The organism is Bdellovibrio sp. HCB185ZH (assembly GCF_047302455.1).
Lineage (GTDB): Bacteria > Bdellovibrionota > Bdellovibrionia > Bdellovibrionales > Bdellovibrionaceae > Bdellovibrio.
The window spans coordinates 3,159,843-3,179,747 of record NZ_CP178624.1; the positions used below are offsets into that span (position 1 = coordinate 3,159,843).

Below are 19,905 nucleotides of genomic sequence, written 5' to 3' on the forward strand. Positions count from 1 at the left end.
TAGATGCGACTCCAAGGAAACACCCGTCTCATAACGTGAATCCTCACGTTTTTGTTCAGGATTTTTCTACCTCGTTTGATGGAATAAAAAAATTTGTTCAGAATTCATTAATTAAAACTTAACAATGATACGGCCAGTTCGTTTCATTTTGCTACAGGACCTAAGTCATTTTGAGTGGTTCCTAAGGTGTTCCCATTTCTCTTTGTGAACGGATATCTGTGAGTAATCTCTAGTAAATTCCCAATCCCACCGAATAGTTCGGAGTCATCGTCGATTCCGGTATGTTCGTGGAGGACGTTTATGGGAGATTACACATATTCAAGATTCTGTAAAATACGAATCGTGATTCTGTTCACGTCTCTGTTTACGTTTGGAGTCACTCAAGCCGCTCCAACTACGTTCTCTTACCAGGGTCGTATTACGAATGCTAGTGGAGGCAGTCCTGGCTTTACCATGGCATCTTTTAGTTTCTCGATCATGGTTGATAAATCCCACGGCAACAATCCGAACTGTACAATCTGGCGTGAGCAAGCCGATTTGATTCCGGTGTCAGCGGATGGATTGTTTGACGTAGCCATCGGAAATGGAACTGCGAATTTTCCGAACTCATCTTCTAAAGTGTACGAGTACATGAATAACTCTGGCACCGTATCGTGTGCTGAGGGTGGTACTTTCTTGTTGTCAGCAAGTGACAAAAGATTTTTGGATGTTCAATTCAATCCGAACGGAACAGCAGGATGGAATCACATCGTTCCGGCATCAGAGATTCGTTCTGTGCCTTATGCAACGAATGCCATCTCTGCAGAGAAACTGGGCGGATTAGTTGCCACTGATTACGTTAGAAAAACAGATTTGTCGACGTGTTCAACGGGTCAGTTCCTGACTTATAATGGCGCTGCCTTTGCGTGTGATACGCCAGCCGGTGGCGGTTCCTCATTGGATGCCTCTTATACTATTAAAGGCCTGGTGCAATTTCTAACCAACGCAGCGACATCAGGAATCGTTGTCACAAACGGTGTGGCACAAGTGAATACAGGTACGGGTGCCAACCAAATTGTTAAATTAGATGGTACTGGGAAACTTCCTGCGATCGACGGTTCTCAGTTAACGGGAATCGTGGCCTCCTCTGCAACCACAGCAACGTCTGCTACGACAGCGGGTTCAGCAACAAACTTCACAGGCTCTTTGACAGGTGATGTTTCTGGAACTCAATCCGCGACGTCAGTGGATAAAGTTAAAGGCATGTCGGTTGTAACCACAGGTGCGGCGAATGGTAAAGTATTGAAGTACTCTTCTGGTACTTTGGTTTTTGCTGACGATGACACGGGTTCCACGGTGGTGGATTCTTCTTATTCAGCAAAAGGTATCGTGCAGTTTAATACGAACGCGGCGACTTCAGGTATGTCTGTGGTGGCCGGTGTCGCGACAGTGAATACAGGTACAGCTGCAAATCAAATCGTTAAATTAGATGGCTCCGCGAAACTTCCAGCGGTGGACGGCTCGCAATTAACAGGTGTTGTGGCTTCTTCTGCAACGACTGCCGGCTCAGCGACAAACTTTTCCGGTTCATTGGCCGGTGATGTGAGTGGTACGCAGGGGGCGACGTCGGTTGATAAAATCAAGGGCGCTGCCGTTGATACTACCGGCATTGCCACGGGAAAAATTCTTAAATACGACGGCACTAAATGGACTATGGCTGATGATGCGACAGGTGGGACTCCATCTGATTCATCTTATTCAGCAAAAGGTATTGTGCAGTTTGATACGAGTGCGGCTCTTTCAGGTATTACGGTTGCTGCGGGTGTGGCAAAAGTAAATACGGGTACAGCAGCAAATCAAATCGTTCAACTAGACAGCAGTGCTAAATTGCCAGCGGTGGATGGTTCTGCGCTGACTAACATCGTGGCTTCGTCTTTGTCTGGTATCTTGCCAATTAATAAAGGTGGTACCGGTCAATCCACGAAACAAGCAGGCTTTGATGCTCTTTCTCCGTTGGCGGCGAAAGGCAGTATCATCACTCATGATGGTACGAATAACGTGGCTTTGGCGGTGGGTTCTACTGACGGTCATGTGTTGATGGTGGATTCAGCAGCCGCAAATGGAATTAAATGGGCGGCTCCAACAGCTACGGATCTTACGACGGTGACGGGCACAGGTATCGTGCAAAGAACCGGTGTGGGTACTTATGCAACATTAGGTACGACGGCTCCAATTAATGTGACTGGTTCAAGTATTGGTTTGGCATATGGTACAGGCTTGACGACAAGTGCTGGCAGTTTGGTTGTCGATACTGGGGTTACAACGGGCAAAATTGTTGCAATGGATACTGGCAATAAACTTCCGGCGGTGGATGGTTCGCAATTGACGAATGTCGTTGCGGCAAGTGCGACTTCTGCAACGAACTTCACGGGATCATTGGTTGGTGACGTGAGTGGTACGCAAGGCGCGACCTCAGTTGATAAAATCAAAGGCTCTCCAGTTGTAACGACAGGTATTGCTGACGGTAAAATTTTGAAATATCAGTCCGGTAACTGGGTAATGGCTGACGATGCGACCGGTGGTTCTCCAGTGGATGCATCTTATTCTGCCAAAGGTATCGTGCAATTCGATACAAGTGCGGCTCTTTCGGGTATTACGATTGCGTCGGGTGTTGCGAAAGTGAATGTCGGTACAGCTGCCAATCAAATCGTGCAAATGGATAGCTCTGCAAAACTTCCTGCCGTCGATGGTTCTCAATTGACGGGAGTAGTGGCTGCTAGTGCTGCGACAGCGACAAACTTCAGCGGTTCATTAGCGGGTGACGTCAGTGGTACCCAGGGTGCAACGTCCGTTGATAAAATCAAAGGCGCGACAGTTGATACAACGGGTATCGCATCAGGAAAAATTCTTAAATACGATGGTACTAAGTGGACCATGGCGGACGATGCGACAGGTACATCTCCTGGTGACGCTACAACATCTGCAAAAGGTATCATGCAGGTTGGTTCTGGCCTATCTGTGACTGCTGGTTTGGTAAGTGTTGATGCTGCCAATCTGGCTGTGAACCCAGCGAATTTCTCTGCCGTGGTTCCAATTTCTAAAGGTGGTACAGGTCAGTCTTCGAAAACTGCGGGATTCGATGCACTTTCACCGTTGACGACGGCCGGTGATTTGGTGACTTCTGATGGCACCAACAACGTGCGTATCGCTCGTGGTACCGCAGGACAAATTCTTTCTTCGACTGCAGGTGGTTTGCAGTGGATTAATGCTCCGACCACAGTGACGAATTTCTCGGGTTCGTTGGTGGGTGACGTCAGTGGTACTCAAGGTGCGACGTCTGTTGATAAAATCAAAGGCGCGACAGTAGATACGACAGGCATCGCATCAGGAAAAATTCTTAAATACGACGGTACTAAATGGACCATGGCTGACGATGCGACAGGATCTGCTCCTGGCGACGCTTCCACATCTGCTAAAGGTATTATGCAGGTGGGTTCAGGCCTATCGGTGACAGCAGGCTTGGTTAGTGTTGACGCTGCCAATTTGGCTGTGAATCCCGCAAACTTCTCTGCGGTAGTTCCAATCTCTAAAGGTGGTACGGGTCAATCATCTAAAACCGCTGGTTTTGATGCTTTGTCTCCACTGACGACTAAAGGTGACATTATCTATTTCGATGGCACAAACAATGTGCGTTTGGCTCCGGGTACTGCGGGTCAGCTTTTGTCAGCTGATACGACAGACGGTGTTAAGTGGATCAATGCTCCATCGGCCGGCGTATCAAGCATGTCCGGTACTCTACCGGTTGTCATTACAGGTACAACAACTCCAGTGGTTTCTGTGAATGCCGCGACGACTTCTGCACAAGGTGTCGTGCAAGTCGGTGCTGGTATCGCCGTCAGCACGGGAACTATCAGTGCTGATCCAGCGAACTTCCCTTCTGCAGTGCCAATTGCAAAAGGTGGTACAGGTGCCGCGACAAAAACAGCTGGCTTCGATGCGCTTTCGCCATTGGCTGCAAAAGGTTCCATCGTTACTCATAACGGTACGAACAGTGTTTCGTTGGCAGTGGGTTCATCAGATGGTCAGGTGTTGGTTGTTGATGCTGCTGCCGCAAATGGCATTAAATGGGCGTCTCCAACCGCGACAGATATCACGACGATTACAGGTACTGGTATCGTGCAAAGAACAGGTGCGGGAACGTATGCGGCCCTTGGTACGGCGGCTCCGCTGAATGTGACGGGTTCAGATTTGGGTCTGTCATACGGTGCGGGTTTAACATTGAGCTCTGGTTCGTTGGTTGTCGATACAGGAACTACAACAGGTAAAGTCGTGGCGGTGGGTGCAAGTAATAAACTTCCAGCGATCGATGGTTCGTTGCTGACTAATATCGTGGCTTCATCTTTGTCGGGCGTTTTGCCAATCGCAAGCGGCGGTACAGGTGCTTCAACGAAATTGGGTGCATTCGATGCACTTTCCCCAATGTCTGCTAAAGGTGATTTGATCGTCTTTGACGGTACAAATAACGTTCGTCTTCCGGCAAGTTCTACGAATGGTCAGGTATTGACTGTAGATACAACAGCTGCGGGTGGCGTGAAGTGGGCCGCAGCATCTGGTGGCGTGACAAGTGTTTCTGGAACTTTGCCAATCGTAATCACTGGTACAACTACGCCAACTGTGTCCGTGAATGCAGCAACTACTTCGACGGCAGGTGTGGTGACTGTCGGAACGGGTCTTGCGGTAAGCTCGGGAACAATCAGTGTGGATCCAACGAACTTTGGATCGGTAGTTCCCGTTGCTAAAGGTGGTACAGGTGCAACCACATTGACCGGTGCAGGAATCCTGGTGAACGGTGGTAATTCTTTTGGTGCCGCTGCAAGTGTCGGTACAAATGATGCTTTCGATTTTAAAATCAGAGCAGGTAACAGTGATCGCATTCAAGTGGCTTCAGCCAATGGTAACGTGAGTATCGGTACCGGTGCAGCAGCGAATGATAAGTTGGAAGTAAACGGTTCGATCCGTGGTGCATCTTACGACAACGGGACGACAACAACGATCGACTGGAGCCGCGGTAATACTCAAAGTGTGACGACAAACTGCGGTTCGCAACTGACGTTCTCGAATATGCGTGATGGCGGTGTGTATACTTTAGCAATTACGGCTTCCACCACATTCTCGGCGTCTTGTACATTCGGTCAAACATCTCCAGATACTTTGTCAGGCACAGCGGGTTCAGGAAATTTCTATTTCTTGCCTGCCAATGCGACAGCGTCTGGTGCAAATGCAGTTTATTCATTCATGCGCGTAGGTACAAAGGTTTACGTAAATTGGAGCAGTGGCTACGCGAACTAAGTTGAACGTGGTTTCTATGGAAAAGTTTAAACGGTTTTTTTCAAATGGGATTTATTTGAAGGCATGGATTTTAATGTCCATGCTGTTTACCGTTGTAAACGCTCGTGCTGATGTCAGTTGGACGGGAGTCACTCAATCTCCCGGCGACTACACCTCTTCAGGTATCGTCACAATCACTGGCTCTGTGACCCTAAATCCTGGAACTTATACTTTCGCAACTCTCGTGGTGAATAGTTCCCGAACCCTTACATTATTGTCGGACACAACGGCTGGTACTGGTGTCATCATTAACGCGACGACGGTTACCATCAACGGAACTGTCACAGGTGATGGCAAAGGATACACAGGAACTCAAGGCGGGACCGGCAAAGGAAATATTGATGGCACATCGGCGGGCGGTGGATGTCATGGGGGCTTTGGTGGCGTCGATTATGTTTATGAATTGTGTGTTCCTTATGGAGATCCAACGGCTCCCACAACATTAGGTTCTCCGGGCGGAATGCAAAGCAGCTCGGGTTCCGGTGGTGGAGCCGTTAAATTTGATGTATCTGGAACGATGACTGTGGCCGGTACAATCACGATGAATGGAACTGACTCCTCGGCAGCAGGAGTTAAAGGTGGTGGTGGCGCTGGGGGAAGTGTCTGGATTAAAGCTGCGACTTTGACAGGTGCCGGAACCATTCGTGCAAATGGCTCAAACAGTTTAAACTCGAAAGGCCCAGGTGCGGGAGGTCGGGTTCTTATTAGCTATGCGACGAGCACCTTTACTGGAACAGCGACTGCCAACGGTGGAACTGGAAGTCCCTATATGCAGGGAACGGAAGGTTCCACGTTTTGGGTTGATTACATTAATAATGATTTGCTGATTAAAAATAATTCCACGATTTCCAATGGCACTTATAATTTTCGCAACGTCACGATCAATAATTCTGTCTGGCTTTGGAATGATATGCATGGATCACGAGGAGGGCTGGGTACTGGCAAAGGATCGACCACGGGAAGTTATGGATCTGGGGCAGGTTATGGTGGCCGTGGTGCTTATGCAGGAATAGTGGGTGGTGGAACCTACGGAAATATGCTTGAACCTACCGATCAGGGCTCAGGCGGTGGTGTAGGTGGCGGCGTTGGAGGCATAGGTGGTGGTGCTATTAAGTTTGTACTGACCGGTACCTTAACTGTGAATGGAACTCTGACTTCCAGTGGTACTGAAGGATGGTATGACTATGACTATGATTTTCCTGGAGGCGGATCGGGCGGTAGTATCTGGATCATAGCTGATTCAATTGCAGGAACCGGAGCGATCGGAGCCATGGGTGGCTGGGGGGCCCTGGACGGATCATCAAATCCTGTGGGCGGTGCTGGAAGTGGTGGACGAATTGCCGTTTACTACACGACTTCATTCGCGTCGACTGTGGGTTTTGACGTTTCATATGGTTCTGAAGGGTGGGCAGACGGTGCGACAGTGGGATCTGCAGTCGTTATTAACTCCACTACCAACGAATTAAAATTTCCCACGACAAGTACAATTCAAAACGGCACCTACACCTATAGCAACGTGACGTTGAGTGCGAATGCCATCGTCACTGCTATCGATGGTAATGGCCCCAACACGGGCACCGGTAAAGGAACCTCAAGTACATCAGGTGGTGGTGGCGGTGGTTACGGAGGAGCGGGAGGTGCTGGTTCTGGAGGCGCCGGAGGTGCGGCATACGGCTCTAGCACCGCCCCTGTTGATATGGGTTCGGGTGGTGGTGGATGCGGCACCAATGGTATTGCTGGAACTGCTGGCGGCAATATCAAGTTTATAATTTCCGATACTCTGACAGTCAATTCAGGTGCAGCCTTGTCTGCTTCGGGTGCAAAGCAGATAAATGACGGCTATTGCGGAGGCGGTTCCGGAGGCAGTATTTGGATCAGTGCTAAAAATATCAATTCTATAACGAATGGAATTATCGCCAAAGGCGGAAATGGTGACACTCGAGGCGGTGGTGGCGGTGGTGGACGTATCGCGATTTATTGTACTGGCAGTTATGCTGGAACTTTGAGTGTCGCAGGTGGGACTGGTAAAAACGCGGGAGCCACGGGCTCAACATTAGTGAAATGCTCCAGCCCGGCGTGGTTCTTTAGAGGCTATTGATTATTTAAATCCTGCAAAAGCTTTTGCTTTCGCATAATCTGCACTCGATCCGTTTAACATTTTAGTTGAATGAATATATGCCGTGAAATAGCGGACCTTTGCTGATGTTGCAGGACCTGTTTTGGGCATCAAGGCTTCACGATACACGATTTCGTGCAACACCAAAGCAGCCCGAGTCATTGTGCTCATGTTAGACCAAATCGCGCTGTTAAAAATATATTTGATACCTTCTGGTGTGGGCCTGCGAAATTGCGCGGCCGCTTGTTGCAGCTCACAACCTAACGGAAGAGTGATAAAGCCTTCGTCTTTGATGTTGCCAAACTCACTGCCTGTAATCATCTGCGTTTCCGCTTGAAAATTTCTTAGGAAAAGGCGGTAAAGATTTGCACGGTTGATATCAAACTTTTCAATTCGATCAATAAGTTTGCTGACGATCACACGATAATCACTTTGATCAATCAAAGCCGGTTCCAGGTTGTAAACCATCTTGCCTTCATAAAGGTCCAAAGATCTGTAAGACGGAATTTCAAGGCCCGGGCATGCGATAATGTCGCCACCATTTTGCAACTCATCTCCCGCATTTGCCGCAACGGAAAAGCTTAACAAAAGAGTCGAAATAAAGATCTTAAATGTCACTGACATATTACCACCTTGATTGGGAAACATGTCGCCACACAAATCCGCATTTTGCATTAATTATTGCACTGAGCCGTGAAATCCCCGTGGCTCTAGTGCTCCAGGAGTTGTTTAGTTAGCTGTATGCGCCCAAAAACTTAAAGTAAGCTTCCTCAAGAACATCCAATTCCATGGGATTTCCTTTCGAATCTGTTACCTTCGGGAAGCTAATTTTAACGTTTCCGTCCACAATCTTGTATTCCAAAAATTTGGTAAACAGCACGGAAACCTCTTCACCCGAGGCTTCGGAAAAATACGGCACAAAGAAACTTTCGATTTCTGCTTTGGGCGGTAAAAATCCACTCACAAGATTCAGCTGATGGACAAAAACACGCGGACAGTGAAGCAGGCGCAGACGCTGACATTCGATGCTATAAATCCACGAGTGAAAATTTCTGATTCCCAGCGAGTTGATTGACACCAGATCTTTCAAATCCAGATTCAGATCGAATTGAGGATTCACTTCCACACCATTCAGCGCAGACGAATACTCGTTCAAACTTCCTTTGAGCGAAATGGTCGTCGTTTTGTCGGCGATGGAAAATGACAATTGCAGGGACATACTAAATTTACTCGATGATTAATTTGGGAGCCGGTAGTGGCTTTTTCTCATCTTTCAATGGAGTGTCGGGGTTGGTCAAGGTTGCTTTGATTCTTGTCGCAATATCTTGCTTAATTTGTAGATACTGAACAGTGCGTTCAGTCCCCAGTAGTGGTTTTAGTTTATCCAGTTCTTCTTCACTGATTTTGTTAAAAGCCTGTAAGCTTTTTTTGTAGGAAGAGAACTCTGTTTCAAGTTTTTTGGAATCTTTGATGTTCCCTAGAGATACTAAGGATGTCTGAAGAGATTTGTTAAGTTCAGATTTGCGTTTATTGAGATCTTTGATGATCTCTGAGAATTTTTTTTCTTCATTCGCTGAAAGTTTCAACTCATCACTCATTTTCCAAATCATGAGTTCCTCAAGCTGATTTCGCTTAGTACCTGCCGGTACGCTTTCAGCGAAAACAGCCAGAGGCTGCATCAAGAATGTTGTTAGAATGAAAGCAGAAAAAATCCAGCGCACGATCTTCACCCTTGGGAGGGTCAGCGTGTTGCTCGACCGCCCACAATTTTATTGAGTTTAGCTATCGTTAAAGTTTGAGATGATTCGCTGGCTACGTCCACAAAAAAGTCAGATTCCGTCTGACTGGAGATTAAAGTCTGGGACAAGTCTTCAGGTGATAAAATCGCTTCCGTGACAATTCTTTCGCGGCCATCGCTTAGTAAGCCGGCACGCTGCATACCCTGATTTACTTTTGCCATATGAGGAACCAAGAGTGTCGCTGCTAGAACGACAGACATAAGTCCCCCGGTAGGATAAAGCCAACCACGCCAATGTGCGCGTAACATATTTCGCGGTCGCATCAGCATCGGAGTTGGCTCGATCACCTTTTGTTCGACCTCCATCATAATTTTATCATGGAGCCGATCAAAAAAATCATCACTCATAGTCATCTCAAGGTCGTCATTCGCCTTAAGACCTTTGCGGACTTTATCTAAACGATTCATGGTCTCTCTTTGATCCATTCGCTTTTTATCCTTCCGCTTCTGCAAATGTTTGGAAGAAGCCACCAACTTCTTCACTCCAGCTCTTAAGGTCATTTTGCTCCTCAAAAGTCTGACGTAGTTTTAGCAAGGCATGGCGGTAGTTCGCCTTAGCTGTGTCATATGGACATTCCATAATATCAGCAATTTCGTTAAAGCTAAGATCCTCATACACGCGCAGAACCAAAGCTGTTTTCTGTTTCATCGGCAGCTTTTCTACTTCTTTCTGAAGGATGTCAGCAACCGCCGTGTGAACGAGAGTGTTTTCAGCCTCCGCATCTACTGCCAAATTAACGTCTTCAAAATCAACAGTGTCTCTTTTGAATTCTCGCAATTTGTTACGTGCAGTATTTACCGCGATCTGAAATAACCAGCTCTTGAAAGAAGCACGACCCTCAAAGGAATTTAGTTTCTCGTAAGCTTTGATGAAAGCTTCCTGAGTCACATCCTCAGCGGCATCCGTGTCCTTCATGAATCTCAAACTCAGTCGCAGTACACTTCTCTGATGTCGTTTCACGAGTTCGGAAAAAGATCTTCTGTCTCCAGATTTCACTTTTTCAACCAGTTCAAGATCCGATAACCCTATTAGATCTTTCTGCATATAAGACTCGCTTCTGTATAAATTCGGTTAACTTCCTGAATTTTTTTCCCAGAAGAGCTCTGCAGCTCCCCCCGGCACATCGTAAATTCGTTCCCCCAAACCAACGTGCCTACGCCTTTCTTTATAGCAATACGGGTGCCACTTCTGCAGAGTCAAAATGGCTCTAAATATATGATTTAATTTATGTTTTTCGGAATTTGTTATGGGTTGTATAAGCGTTTGTTATGGGACAGCGCCGGCCTTCCGTGTTGGCTTAGGAGCGCCTCCTTACTCGGACAGTCCTCGCTCGATTATATTCGCATTGGTTCCGTAGTTTTTGTGGCTCGATGGTTTTGTATTGGCTTCGTGTTGACTGCAAAGGACTGCGGAACTCGACGGAGGCGCTCCTAAGCCAACACGGAAAGCCTCGTTCTCGATATAAACGATTATATTGCTCATCCAGATTCCTGCAGACAGAATTGCATCATATATATGTCGCCATAAGATTCCGCATCGGGGCGCGTGGTGCGGTTTTGGAAAGCTAGACTAATTATTCGGTGTCGAATTGTCCTTCTTGGGTGGAGTCGCTGTCGCTAGAGATCCCAACGGGTTCGCGAAGAGAAAAGGGAGAAAAGGTACGGACTTACTTTCTCCGGTGGAGTTGAAGTTCAACTCTATTTTTCGATTTTCGGAGAAAAGGTACGGACTTACTTTCTCCAGGGGAGTTGAAGTTCAACTCTATTTTCGATTTTCGAGAGAAAAGGTACGGACTTACTTTCTCCGGTGGAGTTGAAGTTCAACTCTATTTTTCGATTTTCGAATCGTCTATTTGCGCGCACGTAGTGCGTGTCCTGCTTCTAATTTCCACTTTCGAATTTCCAATTTCCATTCCGACACTAATGTGTCGGAATTTGGGTTTGTTTTTTCTTTTGGTCCTGTTGGATTTCTTGTGACGGGATATTGGCGCGAAGCTCATTTTCATTTGCCGTGCCAATGAGTTCTTTTAGTTTTTTTGCGGGGTCTTTTTCGCCTTCTAGGGCTTTGCATTTTTCTATGAAGACTTTGTGGCTTTGGCCGCTTTGTTGGTACAGGGTTTCGAAGTCGGCTAGGTCTTGCATGTAGGTTTTGTATACTAATAGGCGGGCGTTATTTAGCTTTGCTGTGGTGAACTTTTCGTAGTTTTTGGTGTGCATGGTTGGGAGCACTTCTTTTTTGAATTTTTCTTGGATGGCTTGGATTCGGGCCATTCTTTTTTCTTCGATGTGTTCTGCTGGTGGTAAATCTTTATACCAAGTTGCCAGGTCTTTTAGTTCTTCGCTGATGAACTTGGAAAAGATCTTATCGTCTTCGTTATCTTTTTTGATTTGCGCGAGTGTGGGGGAGTTGTCGCCTTCAGTTTTTAGATAATATTGTTCGGCGCCTTTGTTCCCCAGGAACATGGCTAAGCTTTCGTTAAAGTCGGCGTTGCCTTTGATGTACAAAGTGGCGTGGACGGTTTCGTGGATGATTGTGTTTACCAGATCATAATCTTTATAGCGCAACATCGAACTTAACAGAGGATCGTTGAACCAACCCAACGTGCTATACGCAGAAACTCCGCGCATGTAGGTATCGAGGTCTTCTTGTTGGAGTTCTTGCTCTTGGATCTTTGCCTCTTCTTCATTGAAGTAGCCTTTGTACGGCATTTTTCCCACGAAGGGGTAAGACCATTGATAGTGTTTTAGCTCCCACTTATAGGCAGCACTCACCACATAGGTGACATACGGACGATCCAACTTTACATAGCTGGTGTAATTTTTTGTGGGCTTTAAATGCAAATCGCCTTCTGCGAAGGCGCGGGCTTTTTGCGCTAATTCCAATTTGCGTTTTTCTTGATCGCTGATTTTTGGATCTTTCAATGCTTCTTCGATAGGGACTCGGGCATTGAGAAGTTTCATCTGATTGTAGCCCGAGCTTGCCAGATAATTAATCTGACAACCTGCGAGTAATGGCAACAGCACTACTAGATATTTTATAGCATCCACGTGACGCCGGCCCGGATTGCAGAGTCGTTGGTTTTAGAGCCGCCGCCGATCGGAGTTTCCCAGGCGTCGTAACTGAGTTTGATACCGAAAGTGTCTGTTAAGGAAATTTTCAAACCCACACCGTACGAGGGCGCCACGGCACTGTCGGGTTCGTTTTCATAAGTGTCTTGATTCTCAATTTTGATTGTTTGCTTACGATTGATCTGCGCCAAGCCACCTTTGATGTAGGGTTGGAACAGAGCCTTTTTGTCAGCCAAAATCAGGATTAAGTCCGAGCCCAGAATTTGTGATCTTTGGATCGTCGTACGCTTTGGATCGGAAGCATAGGCTTTGGAAACGACGACCGATTGTGCATCGGTGTAGCTAAGCTCCAAAGCAATGCGTTCCCAAAGATAGAAGGACATTGAACCCGTGATGGATTCCATTTCATTGTAGTTGTTCGTGTCATAAGTTTGTGTCTTGTGACCGTACTGCGCACCCAACTCAATATTGATGGCGTGGGCGGAAAAAGAAAATGCGGTTAAAGACAACAAAGCACATAGCGAAGAGAATAAAAATCTATTCATATTCCTTTGATATTACCAAGGCTTAGTGGTGAGTGACATGAAATCCGCCGCTCTCTGGACTAAAGGAAGCAGAAGTCCTACTATGGTCCTATGAATGAAAAAGTATTGAAGTGCGGATTGCCCGAAGACGAAGCTGAATTGAAAAAACTCCTGACCCCTGAACAATATCGGATCATGGTCGAGAACGGCACCGAATCACCCTTTGGAAATGAATTCTGGAATCACACTGAGCCCGGTGTGTATGTCGATGCCGTATCAGGTGTGCCGCTTTTTTCCAGCGATGACAAATTTGATTCCGAATGTGGCTGGCCAAGTTTTACGAAGCCCATTTCGCCGGATGTGGTGGTCGAAAAACCTGATTTTTCTCATGGCATGATTCGCACGGAAGTGCGTGCGAAAGATTCCAATGGGCATTTAGGACATGTCTTTGATGACGGTCCTCCGCCCTTGGGAATTCGTTACTGTATTAATTCTGCAGCTTTAAGATTTGTTCCCAGAAAACAAGGCTAGCGACTGTTCACCAAAGTGGGCGGCGCATAGTTGACCGTGAATGTGTAGCGTAAGTGAATGTAGCCATCCTCTTCGATCATTTCTTGAGGAGGATTAGGGAAGACCCGAGCTTCTTTGAATGCATTCACGGCCGCAGCGTCGAATCCTTTAACTCCAGATTCCTTCATGACCATAGCTTTTTGCAAAAAGCCTTTTTTATCTAGCAAGAACTCCACTTGAGTGTTCCAGTTGCGACGACTTAAGTTCATCGCTAGCGCCGGATCCATCCCGTTGATAGCCGTCATCACGCGAGTTTCCCAGCGATAACGAACCAGCTCTTCGATGCGTGCATAAAAAGAATAAAATAAATAACGATCCGTATTCAAAGCGGTGAACGATCCGATTTTTACATCCGTCGGCAAGGCCTCGCCCACGGTCGATTGTCCCTGATTTAAAGCATTCATTTCGGCAAGTTCTTTGGTGATATCGACTGTGCGATAGCCGTCTTTGTCGGTGTCGTTTTTATCGACCTGAGTTTTTTCCTGGGCTTTTTGCGCCTGCTTTGGAGGAGTCACCGACTTTTTCGGAAGTGTCGATGTACTCGTGCGGTTCTCTGTCATGCCGTTGTCAGAGGCCTGCATTTCTTTTTTCACGCGCTGACGTTGTTCGGAAAGAAATCTCGCCAAAGTTTCGTCGTCTGGTGCCTTTAATTGATCGGGTACCAAAGATTTACGCACAATCTGCTGATTGTTTTTGGATTGTTTGGAGGGTGCCGTTGATGGAGGCGTATCCAAAGAGATCTCAATCGTCTCTGGTTTTGGCGGCGAAAATAAAGGACCCCAGACAATCACTCCTGTGATCAGTCCCAGATGCAGCAATAAGCTGATCGCCATGGTTACGAATATAAAGGCGTGGATCCTCTTCATTGTCTCATTTTAAGCCGGAACTGGACCAAAGTGCAAGGTGGCTAAAGTTGAAACGTTTTCTGCCGATAAGTCTTTATCGATACAGGGGGATAAATGGGGAAAGTTTTAGACATTACAGAACGCCTAAGAACTCAGAATTCTTTGGAAATTGGCCACAAAGGCAGCAAGGGTGAGGTCTTAGATATGACCGAAGCTCGCCAAGAAATGCTAAGTCGTGAGCGTCGTGATGTGAAGCGCACCATTTTGACAGAGTTCGTGGGTGCGTTCGTGGTTCTTCCTGAGCAAGGCCTGATGAAAGTGGCTTTGTACGATATTTCTGAAAATGGTTTGGCCTTCGATATGGATCTTCAAGAAGGTTCATTCCAGATGGATGAAGAAGTGGCGATGCGTGTTTATCTTAACCACTCCACCTATTTCCCATTCACAATCAACGTTTCCAACGTGCGCGTGATCGAAGATGAAGGCACTGTTCGTCATGGTGCTAACTTCGTGAAGGGTACTTTGAATGATGTTGCACTTCATCATTTTGTGAAGTTCATCGAAAACGTTAGCGCGTCTTTGAAAACAGACTCTGGCGACGTTCAAGTTTCAAATATTTCTTAGTTCTTTTAATTTCGATTAGGAAACCTTTTCCGTAGACTTTAGTCGTGGGATTTGTTGCAATTTAGCTGTGGGACCTCACCGCAGGCTAGGATGCCGCAAGTCCCATTTGTCTTTTTAAGAGCCGTCACCGGCTCTAACTACGGAGGGTTGTTTGAGCAAAGCTAAACGCAGAAAAGTTGTTGTCGATACCAATGTGATCCTGTTCGACGCCCAGGCCATCATGCGCTTTGGAGAGGCAGACGTTCATATTCCTATCTCCGTTATCGAAGAAGTAGACAGATTTAAAAGAGACCAAGGTGAGAACGGTCGAAATGCCCGTCAATTCAGCCGCTTTATCGACGTGCTTCGTGGTAAAGGCTCTTTGGCAAGTGGTGTTCAGATCGATAATTCTGAAACCATGGTTTACATCAACACCGACTACATGCTTGCAGGTATGCCGGCAGAGATGGATGCGCAAAAAGCTGACAACCGTATCTTGAATACGGCGCTAGCTCTTCAAAAACAACATCCTCGCTATAAAGTTGAGTTGATCACGAAGGACATCAATCTTCGTATCAAAGCCGACGTTTATGGTGTGATCGCAACTGACTATGATGCCAATGATATCAACCGTGATGATTTGTACGAAGGATATCAAGAGATCGCCATCACTCCGGCGCAGATCGATGCTTTCTATAAAGAAAAACGTTTTGAAACAGACGTTAAACTTTTAGCGAACCAATACGTGATCATGAAGGATTCATCGAATCCAAATCACTCGGCGATCGGTCGTTACAGCCTGGCAGAAAAAGCCGTTGTTCCGTTGATGCAAGCGGCAGACTCTATCTGGGGTATTCATGCTCGTAACGTCGAACAAGCTTTCGCATTGGACTGCTTGCTGAATGATGAAATCATGTTCGTATCATTGGTGGGTAAAGCCGGTACGGGTAAAACTTTGATGGCGATTGCAGCAGGTTTGCATAAAACGTTGGATCAAGGCCAATTCCAAAGATTGCTGGTTTCTCGTCCGATCTTCCCAATGGGTCGCGACATCGGTTACCTTCCTGGTGACATTGAGCAGAAACTTAATCCGTGGATGCAGCCAATTTTCGATAACGTAGAGTTTCTAATGGGTGCGGACAAAAAAGCAGCCGGTCGTGCTCAGGAATTGATCAATCAGGGGATGTTAAACATTGAGCCGCTGACATATATTCGCGGTCGCAGCATTCCGAAACAATACCTGATCGTGGATGAAGCTCAAAACTTGACTCCGCACGAGATCAAGACAATTGTTACGCGTGCCGGTCAGGGGACGAAAGTAGTCCTAACTGGAGACGTTTATCAGATTGATAACCCTTATGTAGATTCAGCGAACAGCGGTCTAACGTACGCGGTTGAAAGATTTAAAGGCCATGCAATTGCGGCACACGTAACACTGACTAAAGGTGAACGTTCGCCACTTGCAGAATTGGCAGCGAATATTTTGTAGGAGTAAGAGATGCAGGTTCCAAATATTGATGTAGGTTTCACGAACTCAGCGACAGTGACTGTGACGGATAAAATGGTTCGTCAATTTGCTGAATTGTCTGGAGATCATAATCCTATTCATTTGGACGATGCTTACGCGGCTGGGACTCGTTTCGGCCGTCGTATCGCTCACGGTATGATCTGCGGAGCTCTGATTTCCAGAGCTCTTGTCGAATGCATCGGTGAGGGCGGTATCTATCTTGGTCAATCTATGAAATTCGTAAATCCGGTTTTTATCGATGACACCATCAAAATCACCATCAGAATCACGGCTATGCGCAAAGAAAAAGGCATCGCGACGGTTGAAACGAACGTGACTAAAGAAAACGGCGACATGGTTGTTAAAGGTGAAGCTGTTATCATGATGGCGAAAGATTTCGCGATTCCTAAATAATGAGCTCAGTATTTCATCTCGTTTACGTCAGTTACGCGTCCGAGAGTCTCAGTTATACTGATATCCGTGACATTCTGAATTCCTCACGTAAAAACAACGCTCGAGATGATATCTCGGGCGTTCTTATTTTGCGCGAAGGTTATTTCCTGCAAGTCCTTGAGGGCGACGAAGCCAAGATTCAATCTTTGGTGAACATCATCCGTCGCGACAATCGCAATCATACTTTGAAAGTTTTGATCGAAGAGCGCAGTGATAAACGCCTTTTCGGGGATTGGTCGATGGCGTTTCTTGACGGTGATATCGAGTCTAATACCACCAAAGATTTGCTGGAGTTTTTCGATGTCTGCCTTGATAGCGGCATCAATCACAAGACTCTGATTATGCCTTTGGTTCGCAAGTTCAGGGCTTCGGCTCCGCCATTCCAATAATAAGACATTCTAACAACAGTAGTGCCGCAAACCCGCGCCCTGATTGAGTTTTCCTGCGAGTGACGAACTTTTAGCCGGCGAATTTCGCGCCTTTGTCTAAGGAGTTTACGAAACTTTCCCAGAGTGAGATTGCTTTGAAAATCATCTGAAGATATCGCAACAATGTAGGTGTACTCGCACATGAGGAGCGGAAGATGAAGAATCTAGGATGGGCCTTACTACTAGCAATGACTTTCAACCTGACGGCATGTTTAGAAAACCAAGGCAGCGTTGAGTTCGGTAGTGCCGGCTCTGGCAGCAACACAAACAGCGATTTCAGTGTAGTGACTGAACCTTCTCCAACTCCTACAGTTGAACCAAGCCCTTCGGCCACGCCAGCTCCACCAACAGGTGAAGCAGCGGTCTTCCAAATCAATAACGGTGCGAAACTAACAGACTCAGCTAATCTTGAACTTTCATTTATTTCTGTGTTCAGCGCAGCTTACTTGAAGCTTTCCACGGGTGCTGATTGTTCGAATGGTTCTTACGAGCCGTTCGTTGATTCTAAGATGTATCAAAGCGCTGCGACTAATCAGAATGTGGCTTTAAGTGTGATGTATAAAGACTATGACGGTCGTACTTCTGAATGTTTGAATGCTAGCATTCTTATCGACGAAGCAGGTCCAGAAATCGTTTTCGCGAAATACCCAACGTCAACTGTTGAAGAAGGTTCTGACGTAGAAATCGTTTTCACAGTATCTGATGTTGGTTCTGGTATCGATAAAGTAACTTGCTCGTTTGCAGGCGTATCTAAGGCTTGTGCAGCGGGTACTAACACGATCAAGATTCCCAGCATGGTATCTGGTACATACACCCTTGCAGTTACAGCAGCAGATAAATTGGCTCATTCATCTGCAAAATCCATTACTTTTGATGTGTCTTCTAAATACAAATCACTTGTTCAAAATGTCCAAGTTACTCCGAACAAAAAAGTCGACTTGTTGATCGTGATCGACAACTCCGGTTCCATGGAATACGAACAAAAAAATATGGCCAGCCGTGTGAAAAATCTTTTGAGTGTGATCAAAGGTTTGGACTGGCAGATTGCGGTTACTACGACAGATCCACGTGACGTGACTTTGGGTGATGGTCGCTTGGTGCAATTGACTGGTAAAAAAGGTCAATACATCCTGACTTCTGCAATGGCTGACGCTGAAGCGCAAACTCTGTTGGGCGCAACTTTGCAAAGATCTGAAGTTGGTAGCGGTGACGAACAGGCAATCTATGTAACTTACCGTGCGATCGAAAGATCCTTGTCCCAAACTGGCGGCAACGTGAACTTCGTACGCCCTGACGCTCAGTTGGCAGTGCTTACGATCTCTGACGAAGATGAATCTAAAAACGGCACTAAAAATGACCCACAATCATTGTTAAACTTTATCAGCCAAACTTATGGTGGTCAGAAAGCATTCAGCTTCCACTCGATCATCACTCGTCCCGGTGATACAGCTTGTAAGTCTACGAATGGTTATGCTTACGGTTACCGTTACGAACAGATCTCTAAATTAACTGGTGGTGTGATCGGTGACGTGTGCGCCGCAGACTACGCAGCACAAGTATCTGGTATCGCTGACGGTGTTCGTAAGACATTAAAAACATTCACTCTGACATGTGCTCCAGTAGTTGATTCTGTAAGATCGATCTCTGTTCTTAAAGATGGTCAACCTTATGCTGGTGCTTACACTGTATCGGGCGTGAACATGGTATTCAGCGCAGATCTTCCACAAGGCCAATACCAAGTTTATTATTCTTGCGTAAAATAATTATTAGAGAGTTTTAGAATCTCAAAAAATCGAAAACCCCAGTATAAGCTGGGGTTTTCTTTTTCGTTTTGTGCTTCGTTCGCCCTCGAGTCCCGGTGTCCTGTGGGCAGGGATGGTAACTCCGCGACACGCCATCCGGGCTCACCGTGGCCCGCCTTTGGCGGGTGCGCGCATCCATGCGCCCACGGAGGTCGCTGCGTTTCCATCCCTGCCCGCAGGCCACCGGGACTCGAGGGAGCGGCGTTCAGATATTAAAGAAAGCCCTTGCTGGAGATCTTTCGGTTACGTGTTGTTGCCTTCATCTTAGATAGAATTGGTGTGGTGATGGTTTGCGCGGTGGTTGTGGATTTTTCTTTGTTTATGGTGCCCTGGGGGTAACCATTATTTGGTCTGTTGGTATTGTGAAATATTTTTTGTGCACTTAGCATGATTAAACATAACGGAATTTGGAGGGGTTAAAATGTTTAAGGTGTTAGTTGCTATGGTGTTAGTTTTTGGGGTGTCTGTTTCTCATGCTAAGAAAAAAGATGAGGCTAACAGGAAGCCGGCTTCCATTGATGGGAACGTGATGGTTGGTGGGGATGCGGAGTGGGATGCATGTGGTGGTTACGGAATCGTATTGGCTACGACATCGTTGATTTATTTTAAAGATGGTAAAATGAATTTTGATAAAGTTGATGTGAACACATATGTGTCTTCTTGTGTTGCAAGCGAAGACAAAAGATTCATTGGCATTGTTTATGGCAAGAAAGGTCAAGACTGCGGTGTTGGTTCGCCAATTCCTAAACGTCAAGAATACAAGGGTCCTTGTAAAAGTGGTTGGATCAAAGCTGAATTCTTTGAGTTGCTTGCTGGCTGATTG

At 46.4% G+C, this 19,905-nt stretch carries 17 protein-coding genes; 9 read left to right on the forward strand and 8 right to left on the reverse strand.

The window, feature by feature from the left end; translation table 11 throughout:
• The first annotated feature begins 300 nt into the window (after positions 1-300).
• Entirely contained in the window at positions 301-5,328 is a 5,028-nt protein-coding gene (locus ACLSU7_RS15445) for a beta strand repeat-containing protein (protein WP_413292807.1), read from the forward strand.
• A 55-nt stretch (positions 5,329-5,383) separates the two neighbouring features.
• Positions 5,384-7,465: a hypothetical protein gene (locus ACLSU7_RS15450; RefSeq protein WP_413292808.1), complete on the forward strand. Its 2,082-nt coding sequence runs from the start codon at positions 5,384-5,386 to the stop codon at positions 7,463-7,465.
• Here the strand turns inward: ACLSU7_RS15450 and ACLSU7_RS15455 are convergent, their stop codons facing one another.
• The 7 genes from ACLSU7_RS15455 to ACLSU7_RS15485 all read right to left on the reverse strand — a co-directional run bounded on the left by ACLSU7_RS15455 (position 7,466) and on the right by ACLSU7_RS15485 (position 12,895).
• Positions 7,466-8,107 carry a hypothetical protein gene (locus ACLSU7_RS15455; RefSeq protein WP_413292809.1) on the reverse strand — a complete coding sequence of 214 codons (642 nt, stop codon included), beginning with the start codon at positions 8,105-8,107 and terminating at the stop codon, positions 7,466-7,468.
• Between the two features lie 109 nt (positions 8,108-8,216).
• Positions 8,217-8,702: a hypothetical protein gene (locus tag ACLSU7_RS15460; RefSeq protein ID WP_413292810.1), complete on the reverse strand. Its 486-nt coding sequence runs from the start codon at positions 8,700-8,702 to the stop codon at positions 8,217-8,219.
• A 7-nt stretch (positions 8,703-8,709) separates the two neighbouring features.
• The gene (locus ACLSU7_RS15465) at positions 8,710-9,204 is read right to left on the reverse strand and encodes a hypothetical protein (protein ID WP_413292811.1); all 495 of its coding nucleotides are present in this window, start codon (positions 9,202-9,204) and stop codon (positions 8,710-8,712) included.
• A 20-nt stretch (positions 9,205-9,224) separates the two neighbouring features.
• Positions 9,225-9,689: a hypothetical protein gene (locus ACLSU7_RS15470; protein WP_255490062.1), complete on the reverse strand. Its 465-nt coding sequence runs from the start codon at positions 9,687-9,689 to the stop codon at positions 9,225-9,227.
• A 25-nt stretch (positions 9,690-9,714) separates the two neighbouring features.
• The gene (locus ACLSU7_RS15475) at positions 9,715-10,326 is read right to left on the reverse strand and encodes an RNA polymerase sigma factor (protein ID WP_413292812.1); all 612 of its coding nucleotides are present in this window, start codon (positions 10,324-10,326) and stop codon (positions 9,715-9,717) included.
• A gap of 875 nt (positions 10,327-11,201) precedes the next feature.
• Positions 11,202-12,305 carry an aminopeptidase gene (locus tag ACLSU7_RS15480; RefSeq protein ID WP_413292813.1) on the reverse strand — a complete coding sequence of 368 codons (1,104 nt, stop codon included), beginning with the start codon at positions 12,303-12,305 and terminating at the stop codon, positions 11,202-11,204.
• 11 nt (positions 12,306-12,316) lie between these two features.
• Positions 12,317-12,895, reverse strand: coding sequence for an outer membrane beta-barrel protein (locus tag ACLSU7_RS15485; RefSeq protein WP_413292814.1), 579 nt, complete (start codon positions 12,893-12,895; stop codon positions 12,317-12,319).
• 90 nt (positions 12,896-12,985) lie between these two features.
• Between ACLSU7_RS15485 and msrB the strand changes: the two genes are divergently transcribed.
• A complete protein-coding gene (gene msrB, locus ACLSU7_RS15490; protein ID WP_413292815.1) occupies positions 12,986-13,405 on the forward strand; it encodes a peptide-methionine (R)-S-oxide reductase MsrB in 420 nt (139 codons plus the stop codon).
• Here the strand turns inward: msrB and ACLSU7_RS15495 are convergent.
• A complete protein-coding gene (locus ACLSU7_RS15495; RefSeq protein ID WP_413292816.1) occupies positions 13,402-14,310 on the reverse strand; it encodes a TonB family protein in 909 nt (302 codons plus the stop codon). The two genes, msrB and ACLSU7_RS15495, sit on opposite strands and share 4 nt — an antisense overlap.
• Positions 14,311-14,403: 93 nt before the next feature.
• Between ACLSU7_RS15495 and ACLSU7_RS15500 the strand changes: the two genes are divergently transcribed.
• From ACLSU7_RS15500 to ACLSU7_RS15525, 6 genes are all read left to right on the forward strand, one after another.
• Positions 14,404-14,913, forward strand: a complete 510-nt coding sequence (locus ACLSU7_RS15500; RefSeq protein WP_181605094.1) for a PilZ domain-containing protein — start codon at positions 14,404-14,406, stop codon at positions 14,911-14,913.
• A gap of 151 nt (positions 14,914-15,064) precedes the next feature.
• The gene (locus ACLSU7_RS15505) at positions 15,065-16,381 is read left to right on the forward strand and encodes a PhoH family protein (RefSeq protein WP_246845703.1); all 1,317 of its coding nucleotides are present in this window, start codon (positions 15,065-15,067) and stop codon (positions 16,379-16,381) included.
• A 9-nt stretch (positions 16,382-16,390) separates the two neighbouring features.
• On the forward strand, positions 16,391-16,813 hold the full coding sequence (locus ACLSU7_RS15510) for a MaoC family dehydratase (protein WP_413292817.1): 423 nt from the start codon (positions 16,391-16,393) through the stop codon (positions 16,811-16,813).
• Positions 16,813-17,241: a BLUF domain-containing protein gene (locus ACLSU7_RS15515; protein ID WP_413292818.1), complete on the forward strand. Its 429-nt coding sequence runs from the start codon at positions 16,813-16,815 to the stop codon at positions 17,239-17,241. The genes ACLSU7_RS15510 and ACLSU7_RS15515 overlap by 1 nt, the downstream gene beginning before the upstream one ends.
• Before the next feature lie 194 nt (positions 17,242-17,435).
• Positions 17,436-19,043, forward strand: a complete 1,608-nt coding sequence (locus ACLSU7_RS15520; protein WP_413292819.1) for a hypothetical protein — start codon at positions 17,436-17,438, stop codon at positions 19,041-19,043.
• Between the two features lie 460 nt (positions 19,044-19,503).
• Positions 19,504-19,902 carry a hypothetical protein gene (locus tag ACLSU7_RS15525; RefSeq protein ID WP_413292820.1) on the forward strand — a complete coding sequence of 133 codons (399 nt, stop codon included), beginning with the start codon at positions 19,504-19,506 and terminating at the stop codon, positions 19,900-19,902.
• Positions 19,903-19,905 lie beyond the last annotated feature (3 nt).

Excerpts from the sequence above, each read along its gene's own strand:
- ACLSU7_RS15445 (WP_413292807.1), top strand. The coding sequence starts at position 301 with ATGGGAGATTACACATATTCAAGATTCTGTAAAATACGAATCGTGATT.
- ACLSU7_RS15455 (WP_413292809.1), bottom strand. The coding sequence starts at position 8,107 with ATGTCAGTGACATTTAAGATCTTTATTTCGACTCTTTTGTTAAGCTTT.
- ACLSU7_RS15460 (WP_413292810.1), bottom strand. The coding sequence starts at position 8,702 with ATGTCCCTGCAATTGTCATTTTCCATCGCCGACAAAACGACGACCATT.
- ACLSU7_RS15470 (WP_255490062.1), bottom strand. The coding sequence starts at position 9,689 with ATGAATCGTTTAGATAAAGTCCGCAAAGGTCTTAAGGCGAATGACGAC.
- ACLSU7_RS15475 (WP_413292812.1), bottom strand. The coding sequence starts at position 10,326 with ATGCAGAAAGATCTAATAGGGTTATCGGATCTTGAACTGGTTGAAAAA.
- ACLSU7_RS15485 (WP_413292814.1), bottom strand. The coding sequence starts at position 12,895 with ATGAATAGATTTTTATTCTCTTCGCTATGTGCTTTGTTGTCTTTAACC.
- msrB (WP_413292815.1), top strand. The coding sequence starts at position 12,986 with ATGAATGAAAAAGTATTGAAGTGCGGATTGCCCGAAGACGAAGCTGAA.
- ACLSU7_RS15495 (WP_413292816.1), bottom strand. The coding sequence starts at position 14,310 with ATGAAGAGGATCCACGCCTTTATATTCGTAACCATGGCGATCAGCTTA.
- ACLSU7_RS15500 (WP_181605094.1), top strand. The coding sequence starts at position 14,404 with ATGGGGAAAGTTTTAGACATTACAGAACGCCTAAGAACTCAGAATTCT.
- ACLSU7_RS15510 (WP_413292817.1), top strand. The coding sequence starts at position 16,391 with ATGCAGGTTCCAAATATTGATGTAGGTTTCACGAACTCAGCGACAGTG.
- ACLSU7_RS15515 (WP_413292818.1), top strand. The coding sequence starts at position 16,813 with ATGAGCTCAGTATTTCATCTCGTTTACGTCAGTTACGCGTCCGAGAGT.
- ACLSU7_RS15520 (WP_413292819.1), top strand. The coding sequence starts at position 17,436 with ATGAAGAATCTAGGATGGGCCTTACTACTAGCAATGACTTTCAACCTG.
- ACLSU7_RS15525 (WP_413292820.1), top strand. The coding sequence starts at position 19,504 with ATGTTTAAGGTGTTAGTTGCTATGGTGTTAGTTTTTGGGGTGTCTGTT.